The sequence below is a fragment of the Peterkaempfera griseoplana genome (genome assembly GCF_001418575.1).
GTDB classification, from domain to species: Bacteria; Actinomycetota; Actinomycetes; order Streptomycetales; family Streptomycetaceae; genus Peterkaempfera; species Peterkaempfera griseoplana.
Map to the genome: position 1 here is coordinate 317 of NZ_LIQR01000522.1, position 6,108 is coordinate 6,424.

The 6,108-nt window shown below is 70.3% G+C and carries 3 protein-coding genes and 1 pseudogene; 2 read left to right on the forward strand and 2 right to left on the reverse strand.

Features of this window, described 5'->3' with window-relative positions; translation table 11 throughout:
- Both AOK09_RS42730 and AOK09_RS31625 read left to right on the forward strand, forming a co-directional pair.
- Positions 1–327 (forward strand): annotated as a pseudogene (locus AOK09_RS42730) (PhzF family phenazine biosynthesis protein); the annotation flags it as partial.
- 352 nt (positions 328–679) lie between these two features.
- On the forward strand, positions 680–1,777 hold the full coding sequence (locus tag AOK09_RS31625) for an aromatic acid exporter family protein (protein ID WP_055590660.1): 1,098 nt from the start codon (positions 680–682) through the stop codon (positions 1,775–1,777).
- A gap of 289 nt (positions 1,778–2,066) precedes the next feature.
- On the opposite strand, the gene AOK09_RS31630 is transcribed toward AOK09_RS31625, so the two are convergent.
- Complete coding sequence (locus tag AOK09_RS31630) at positions 2,067–2,846, reverse strand: thioesterase II family protein (RefSeq protein WP_055590661.1); 780 nt, start codon at positions 2,844–2,846, stop codon at positions 2,067–2,069.
- A 541-nt stretch (positions 2,847–3,387) separates the two neighbouring features.
- Positions 3,388–6,108, reverse strand: a 2,721-nt coding sequence (locus AOK09_RS31635; RefSeq protein ID WP_157876112.1) for an amino acid adenylation domain-containing protein, incomplete at its 5' end; no start/stop codon positions are given.

The following is a 6,108-nucleotide window of genomic DNA, read 5'->3' on the forward strand; positions in this document are numbered from 1 at the left end:
GCGGCGCAGGCCGACTGGGCGCCCGGCCGCACCCTGCGGGAGTACGGCTCGGTCGCCGAGGTGGAGGCGCTGCCGGTGCCCCCGCCCGGTGAGTGGATCTACGCCTGGGCGTGGCAGGACGAGGCGGCGGGCCGGGTCAGGGCCCGCGCCTTCCCCGGCCGCGGCGACGGCATCGACGAGGACGAGGCGACGGGTGCGGCCGCGCTGCTGCTGACGGCCCGCCTGGGCCGGGCCCTGTGCGTCACCCAGGGACGGGGCTCGCAGATCCTGACGGCTTCCCGACCGGGCGGGCTGATCGAGGTGGGCGGTCGGGTGCGGCACGCGTAGCCGCCCGGCACCGGGGCGGCGGAGGACCGGCCCCCTGCGCGGACGGCCGGGGCGCGTGGACTCATGGTGTCCTTCGCGACCCGAGGAGCACGGTTGAGCACCGGTCTTCCCGACGGGCTGACCACCCCCGTAGGCGTGCTGCGCAGCGTCTGCGTCACTGGCGGGTGATCTTCGCTACCGGCCACTCGCCGGCCGCGCCCTGCGGCGGAGCTGTGGGGGAAGTCACGCGCCGATCAAGGTCGCCTGTGGCACGCTTTGGTTTGTGCAACTTTCAACTATGTGGTCGAGCCGGCGGCACCCAGCGCAGACGTTGCCGCCTGGAGCATGGCACTCGGCCGCAGCCCATGTCGCGGTGCATGTGCTCAAGAGCGCGGTCGCCTTGCTGCTTGCCTGGGGCGCCACCACGCTCTGGCTGCCCGGTCAGCCCCAGTACCTCTCCATGGCGAGCTCCCTGCTCATGGTCAACTCCACCACCGTCTTCCGCTCGGTCAGCCGGGCCTTGCACAGTGTGCTCACCCGAATCGCCGGGACCTCACTCGCGCTCGCCACCGCCTGGCTGCTTGGCTCCGCCATGGGCACCATGGTCACCGTGCTGGCGATCACCCTGGTCACCGGCGGTCGCCGGATCTCCGACGACCGTCTGCAGATCGCCTCGAACGCGGTGCTCGCCCTCGCCGCAGCGGCCGCCGCGCCGGTCGGGCATGTGGTGTTCTCGGCGCTCGGCACCGCCCTCGGCGCCGGCGTGGGTATTGCCGTGAACGCGCTGATCCTGCCGCCCGTCCATCTCGCGGAGTCCGACCTCGCCGTCCACAACCTGGCCCAGGCGATGGGAGGGCTGCTCCGCGGCATGGGCCATGACCTGGACGAGCAGCGGCACCATGAGCGCGCCTGTTCCTGGCTGGAGCAGGCCCGCGACCTCGAGCGGCTGGTCGGCGACGCCCAGCAGCATGTACGACAGGGCCGGGAGTCGCTGCGCTGGAACACGCGCTGGTCGGTCCGTGGTCACCGCCGACACGACACCGACAGCGAACTGTGGCACACCCTGCACCGAGTGTCCTTCCAGATTCGCGGGATCGCCCGGACTCTGGTCGACAGCGTGGGCGACGAGGTCGGTCACCACCTCGGCCCGCTGTTCCTCGAGCGGTACGCCGAGTTGCTGAAGCTGGCCGGGCAGGCGGTGGAGGAGTTCTCCGCCGCTCATCGCAGCTGCGCCGCCCCTGACTGTGAAGCCCTGTCCGCCCGTTCCGACGCTCGCGACCGGCTGCGGGACGCTCTGGACCACGCGGAGGCCTGGCACGAGACCATGACCGACCTGGTGGGCCACGGCACACTGGCCCAGCCGGACGCCTGGCATGTTTACGGGTCGCTGATGACCGACCTGGAACGCCTGCTGTTCGACCTGGACCGCACTGATGCTGCGCACCCAGTCGCGGCGACTGCTGGGCGCTGACAGGTGGTGTGTCCGAAGTCTCACCTGCCGACTGAGCAAGTCGATGCGCCGCTGGGTGCGGTTCGTTTCGAGTGACGGCATCCAACAGCCGCTGCGAGTAGAGGCGCCCCTCGGAGATGCCAGAGCCCGGAGTCGGGGGCGCGGGCTTTGGAGCCTGCGACTACTCCACGCATCGACCCGGTGCACGTGTCCGGTGACCATGACGGGCACGGCGAGCAGCGCAGGAGGGTTTGCTTGCGAGTGCGAATCCTGACGCCTTGGCCGGGCTGAGAGCGACCGTCGGCCCTCGTCAACCCGTTGTCCTGTGCGGAGCCAGGCGCGCAGACAGGTCAGCGACCAGCGGCGCCGCATGGTGCTCCAGATAGAAGTGCCCGCCGGGGAAGGAACGGGCGGCAAAGGTCGACCTGGTCACCTGGGACCAGGCGTTCACCGAGTTTTCATCCACGTGGTCGTCCCGGTCCCCGTAGTAGGCGACGACGGGGATGTCGAGAAGCGGCTCCGGAACCGCCGCCGCATAGTGCTCCACGAGGCGGTAGTCGGCCCGCACCGCCGGAAGCAGGAGCTCCCGCAGCTCCGCGTTGGCGAGAGCTTGCGCATTGGTGTTGCTCATGGCGACCAGATCCTTGATCAGTTCCTCATCGCTCGCGCCGGAGAGTTCCCGCGGACGGGACATGCCCGGCCCCGAGCTTCCGGAGACGAACAGGGCCTCGGGCCGGACTGAGCCGGAGGTGGTCCGCGCCAGTCTGGCCGCCACCTCGAAGGCCACGGCAGCGCCCATGCTGTGGCCGAAGAGCACCAGCGGGCTGCCCACAAGAGCTGCACAGGCGTCCGCTAGCGGAGCCACCAGCTCCTCCATGCGCTGCGCCGGGACCTCCAGAAGGCGGTCTTCCCGCCCCGGATACCGCGCTGCCAGGAGTTCCACGTCGTCAGGCACCAGCGGAATCCATGAGCGGAAGAAGCTGGCCGCACCGCCCGCGTGCGGGAAACAGACGAGACGAAGGCGCGGTGTCTGACGACTTCGCAGCGACCGCAACCACCGGGACCTGCTGCCTACCTCGCTGAGCACCACGGCTCCTCTCTCTTCGTCTCCGCCGGACTCATGAGTTCTCCGGCCGGTGGGGGCGGCCCCACGGGGGGAGGCCCCGACCCCGCCGCCACGTCGATCCGGTTCGGGGCGCCGGCTGCCGGTATCCGGGCGTCGTGCCGGCATCACGCGGCAACCTGTGGCCGGCAAGCAGTATTAGCACGCCCTGGTGAAGCGAAGGGAAAGCCGAGTCCCTGGCTGCCGGACGCAGGGCCGGCCCGTCGGCCTGATGCCGTCCACCTCGACTTGGCCGGCGCAGCCGGGCCGCCTTCCGGGCGGGAGCCGAGGAGCCACGCACATTACGTTGACCTGGTTCTCTCCCTTCCGATCCAGCGGCGTGGGGGTGATCCCGGGTCCGCTGGAGCCACTGCTTCGACAGTTGATCGACTCCGTCACGCAGCCGGCTTCGTATGAGTCATCAAGACTGGGGGGCGCAAGCCCGGACACCCGGCTGCGGAGTTGTCGCAGCCGGGTGTCCGGGGCCAGGGCTCGCCGGGATAAGGCGGCGAGGCGTTGGTGTGGTTGGTTACTGGTGGGAACCTTCCTCCTGGGCCGAGGGCTGGTTCTGGTTCTGGTGGAGCCAGTCCGCGATGGCGGTCCAGGCGCGTCCGAGCATGTCCGGACGGGACATCTGGGCGTGACGGCAGGGGATGGGTACTTCGGCGATCTTTCCGGTGGTGTAGCGGGCCCAGGAGGCGGCGGTGTCTATGCCTTCCGGCTTGCCGAACTCCGCGGTGAGGAAGAGCAGGTCGCCCCGGAAGACCTCCGGCTGGTGGGAGGGCGAGATGGCGTCCATGTTGTCCGTGACGCGCAGGACGGTGGCGTACTCCTCCTCGGTGAGTTCGGGAAGGAGCTCCGAGCCGGGTATCGCGTCCTCGATCTCGATCCCGCCGGCGGTGTAGGCCTCGATCGCCTTCGCTCGCTCGCTCGGGGAGAAGGCATCCATCATCACCAGCGCCGCGACTTCCTCGCCGGCGGACTGGAGCTGTACGGCCATCTCCTGGGCCACGACGCCGCCGGAGGACCAGCCCACCAGGTGGTAGGGACCCGACGGCTGGACCGTGCGGATCTGCTGGACGTATTCCGCGGCCATCTCCCGGATGGAGCCCGGAAGAGGGACGTCCGAGCCGTCGATGCCCCGCGCCTGCAGGCCGTAGAGCGGGTGCTGCGCGGGCATGAAGCGGAGCAGCGGCGAGTAGCCCCAGGCCACGCCGGTCGCGGGATGGACGCAGAAGAACGGCTCGGCCTCGCCGCTCGTGCGGATCGGCAGGAGAATCCTGCGGACCGCGTCCGACAAGTGGCTGTCGGATCGATTGGCGAGTTCACCGGGCGTCGGTGTAGCGAACAGCGCGCTGATCGGGATGTCGATGCCCAGCGCCGTGCGGATGCGCTCGATGAGGGTGATCGCGAGCAGTGAGTGTCCGCCGAGCTCGAAGAAGTTGTCGTCGACGTTCACTTCTGGAGCGGCGAGGATTTCGGCGAACAGGGAGCAGAGCACCGCTTCGCGCTCGGTCGCGGGCTTGCGGCCCCCAGCGATGCCACGGGGCTCGGGTGCGGGAAGCGCACGGTTGTCGAGCTTGCCGTTCTCCGTCACGGGCAGCGCGTCCAGGACCACGAAGGCGGACGGGACCATGTAGTCGGGCAGGAGGGCGGCCGTGTGGCCCCGCAGCTCTGCGACCAGGTCCGCCGTGTCCGTGCGCGCCGCTTCGCCGCCCGGGACGACGTACGCGGTGATGCGCTTGTCACCCGGCCGGTCCTCGCGCACGACGACCGCGACCTGCGCCACGCCCGGGTGTGCGCTGACAGCGGTACGGACTTCGCCGAGTTCGATGCGGAAGCCGCGGAGTTTGACCTGGTCGTCGGTGCGGCCGAGGTGTTCGAGGAGGCCGTGGGTGTTCCAGCGGGCGAGGTCGCCGCTGCGGTACATGCGGGAGCCGGCTGGTCCGAAGGGGTTGGCGACGAAGCGGCCGGCGGTCAGGTCGGCGCGTCCGAGGTATCCGCGGGCCAGCTGGGCGCCGGCCAGGTAGAGCTCGCCGGGGACGCCGGGCGGGCAGGGGTTCAGGCCTGCGTCGAGGACGTAGACCTGCATGTTCCACATCGGCCGGCCGATGGGAACGGGGCCGTGCTGCAGGGGCTCGCCCGGAGCGACGTGGTGGTCCACCGCGCCGACCGTCGCCTCGGTCGGGCCGTAGTGGTTCACCACGGCCAGCTGCGGGTGCTCACGGCGCAGCTGCTCGAGGTGGACGGCGTGGAGGGATTCGCCGCCCAGCATGAGCTGCCTGGTGGGAACGTTGCCGCCGAGGCCGTCCTGGTCCAGGAATGCGAGGTGGCTGGGGGTGGCCTTGAGGAACGCAGGCCGCGCCTTCGTGGGTGCCACGGGCAGGTGCGTGTCGGCGGGCGCCAGATGCAGGCATCCGCCGCTGACCAGCGCGCCGTAGAAGGCCGTGACGCCCGCGTCGAAGGAGACCGAGAAGTGGATGAGCGTGCTCTGCGCGAGCGCCGGGTACGCCTCACGGGTTCGCGACGCGTAGTTCAGCAGGGCGCGGTGCGGGATCACCACCCCCTTCGGCCGACCGGTCGAGCCGGACGTGTAGATGAGGTACGCCGGGTTCTCGGACCGCAGTGCTGCCCTCCGTTCCCCGGCCCGCACGTCGGTGTCCGACAGCTCCGTCAGACGCCCCCTCGTGAGGGAGGCGTTGAGGGCGATGACGCGCATCCGACCGTCGAGTTCAGAGGGTGCCAGCGCCTCCATGGTCAGGAGCACCGTCGGCCGGGCGTCGTCGAGCATGTAGGCGATGCGTTCTGCCGGGTACTGCGGGTCGAGCGGTATGTAGGCGGCGCCGCTCTTGAGGACGGCGAGCAGGGCGACGACCATCCCTGGCGAGCGGGGCATGAGTACGCCGACCCGGTCCTCGGGTCCGGCGCCGTGCTCGATCAGCAGGCGTGCCAGGCGGTTGGCCCGCTTGTTGAGTTCGGCGTATGAGATCTCGGCGCCTTCGGGGTCGATCACGGCGGTGGCGTCGGGGGTGCGGGTGACCTGGGCTTCGAAGAGGTCGACGATCGTGCCGGTGGGCACCTGGTGTGCGGTGTCGTTCCAGTCGACGAGGACCTGGTGGCGTTCGGCGGTGTCCATGACCTCGATGTGGTGTACGGGTATGGCGGGGTCGGCGGCGACCGTCTCAAGGACCCGTACGAAGCGGGCACCGAGGGACGCCGCTGTGGCTTCCTCGAAGAGGTCGGTGGCGTA